Annotated in this window: 5 protein-coding genes; 4 read left to right on the top strand and 1 reads right to left on the bottom strand. The window is 71.7% G+C overall.

The annotated features are described in order from the left end of the window. The coding region (locus B551_RS16290) for a type II secretion system protein N (RefSeq protein WP_006580211.1) at positions 1-426 on the bottom strand (426 nt) is incomplete at its 3' end. Between the two features lie 250 nt (positions 427-676). Between B551_RS16290 and gspG the strand changes: the two genes are divergently transcribed. The 4 genes from gspG to B551_RS16270 all read left to right on the top strand — a co-directional run. Beyond that, entirely contained in the window at positions 677-1162 is a 486-nt protein-coding gene (gene gspG / locus B551_RS16285; RefSeq protein WP_006580210.1) for a type II secretion system major pseudopilin GspG, read from the top strand. Between the two features lie 33 nt (positions 1163-1195). Continuing rightward, positions 1196-1726 carry a prepilin-type N-terminal cleavage/methylation domain-containing protein gene (locus B551_RS16280; RefSeq protein WP_023264552.1) on the top strand — a complete coding sequence of 177 codons (531 nt, stop codon included), beginning with the start codon at positions 1196-1198 and terminating at the stop codon, positions 1724-1726. After that, positions 1723-2157, top strand: a complete 435-nt coding sequence (gene gspI / locus B551_RS16275; RefSeq protein ID WP_006580259.1) for a type II secretion system minor pseudopilin GspI — start codon at positions 1723-1725, stop codon at positions 2155-2157. The genes B551_RS16280 and gspI overlap by 4 nt, the downstream gene beginning before the upstream one ends. Beyond that, the coding region (locus tag B551_RS16270) for a type II secretion system protein J (RefSeq protein ID WP_023264551.1) at positions 2135-2559 on the top strand (425 nt) is incomplete at its 3' end. The genes gspI and B551_RS16270, both read left to right, overlap by 23 nt.

Below are 2559 nucleotides of genomic sequence, written 5' to 3'. Positions count from 1 at the left end.
CGGCAACGCGATGGTCTGGCGCGCGCCATTGCGTTCGATCACGACCGCGCGGTCACGGATCTCGACCAGCCGGATCTGCGGCGACAGCGCGGCCCCGGCGCGCAGCGCCTTCGGCGGACCGTTGTCGATCGACACCACCGCCGCTCCGCCGCCGGCCGGGTCCGCGATCACGCCGAGCAGCTGCACATCGCGCACGCCGGCCTGCGGACTGCCGCCGAACAGCGTGGCGATGGCGCCGGTCTCGACCGCCTCGGTCTGCGCGACCCGGGCGGTCTTCGGCACGGGGATCGTATCCATCGCGCTGAACGTCAGGGCCCACCGCGTCGCCAGCGCGCACAGCGCGACGAACAGCAGCAGCGTGGCGACGCGGGGCAGCCAGGCGGCGCCGGCATCGAAACGGAAAGCGGATGGCAGGGACAGTGGCACGAGATCGCGTCGGGCGGTCCGTCACGGGCCGCCGCAGGTTGTCGATGGCGGCAAGCGTAACAGAGCGCCATGGCGATTGTCTTGCGGCCGGCATGACGGCGGCCCACGCGCAAGGACGGCGGCGATGTCGGTGCCTGTCCGGTACCGAGGCGTCACAAGCCGCGGGTATACTGGGCGACCATCCCACCGGTGCGCGACGCGGTCGCGGCGCCGGCTTCGACTCCGTCGACAACCTAGGCCTGAAAACCCGATGCGCAGAAACACTCCGTCCCGCTCCGCCCTCGTCCGAACCAGCCAATCCGGCGCCGCCCGCCTGCGCCGCCGCCGTGCCGGCTTCACGCTGATCGAGATCATGGTGGTGATCGTGATTCTTGGCGTGCTGGCGGCACTGGTCGTGCCGAAGATCATGAGCCGCCCGGACGAAGCGCGCATCGTCGCGGCCCGCCAGGACATCTCGTCGATCATGCAGGCGCTGAAGCTGTACCGCCTGGACAACAGCCGCTATCCGACCACCGAGCAGGGACTGGCGGCGCTGGTCACCCGGCCGACCACCGAGCCGATCCCCAACAACTGGAAGGGCGGCGGCTATCTGGAAAAGCTGCCGCGCGATCCCTGGGGCCAGCCGTACCAGTACCTGAACCCCGGCGTGCGCGGCGAGATCGACGTGTTCAGCTTCGGTGCCGACGGCCAGGCCGGCGGCAACGGCAACGACGCCGATATCGGCAACTGGGACTAAGCGTCCCGCCGCAGGCCGACGCCCGTCTTCATCATGGCCACCGGCCCGCACCGCCCACAACACCCTCGTCGCCCTCACCGCGCCCATTGCACGCGGCCGCCGCACAGGCGGCCGCGCGGCTTCACGCTGATCGAACTGCTGGTCGTGATGGTGCTGGCCGGCATCGTGGTGGCGATGGTGGCGATCAACGCCACGCCCAACGAGCGCGGCCGCGTTCTCGAGGACGGCCAGAAGGTGGCTCGCCTGTTCGAGCTCGCCCAGGAAGAGGCGCAGCTGCGCGCCCGGCCGCTGGCCTGGGAGGCCGACCCGCAGGGCTGGCGCTTTCTGGAGGCCACGCCTTCGGGCTGGATGCCGCTGCTCGACGACGTGTTCGCGCGGGGCCAGTGGCGGCTGCCGCTGGACCAGGTCGCGGTGACCGCCGGCGCCGCCGGTCAGGCCGGCGCGCGGCTGGTGTTCGGCCGCGAATGGATCGATGCGCCGCGGCAGCTGGTGCTGGTACGCGGCAACATCCGCGTCGAGGTGACCGGCGACGGCACCGGCCGCTATTTCGCCAGCGCGCAATGACTCCGCCCCGCTCCACCCGCCGCGCCCGCGCTGCTCGCGCAGCAACGCCGAGCCGCCGGCGCGGCTTCACGCTGATCGAGGTACTGGTCGCGCTGACGATCCTGGCGGTCGCGCTGACCGCCGCGATGCGGGCAATGGGCTCGATGATCGAGGCGGGCGGCTCGCTGCAGCAACGCATGCTGGCCGGCTGGAGCGCCGACAACCAGTTGGTCGCGCTGCGCCTGACCAAGACCTGGCCCGAACCCGGCACGCGCGGGGCGCCATGCCCGCAGGGCGGTATCGCGCTCTATTGCGAGCAGACCGTCGCGCCGACCCCGAATCCCGCCTTCCGCCGCGTCGAGATCGCGGTCTATCCGTCCGCCGAGGACCGCTCGGTCAGGCTCGCCTGGCTGGTCACCATCGTTCCCAATGAAACGCGCAACCTGCTCTGAGGCGCGTGGCTTCACGCTGATCGAGATGCTGGTCGCCATCACGCTGCTGGCGGTGATGGCGGTGATGGGCTGGCGCGGCCTGGACGCGATGACGCGTGGCCGCGAGCGCCTGGTCGACCATGACCAGCGGCTCGACGCGCTGAAGCTGCTGTACGGGCAGTTCCAGACCGATTGCGAGAACCTGGCACGCCCCGAGGCGCTGCAGCAAAGCCCGGTCGAACTTGAGGACGGCCGGCTGCTGCTGGTGCGCGATCGCCGCGAGCCGGGACTGCCCGGCGCGTGGCAGGTGGTGGCCTACCGCGTCGAGAACGGCGCCGTGGTGCGCGCCGCCTCGCCGCCGCTGGACAACCGCCAGGGGGTGCAGGCGGCGCTGATCGCGCTGCGGCAGCCGGGCGGCGGCGG

Source organism: Cupriavidus sp. HPC(L) (genome assembly GCF_000307735.3).
Taxonomy (GTDB): domain Bacteria; phylum Pseudomonadota; class Gammaproteobacteria; order Burkholderiales; family Burkholderiaceae; genus Cupriavidus.
Note: the sequence above shows the minus strand (reverse complement) of the source record. Positions and strands in the feature narration are given on the sequence as shown.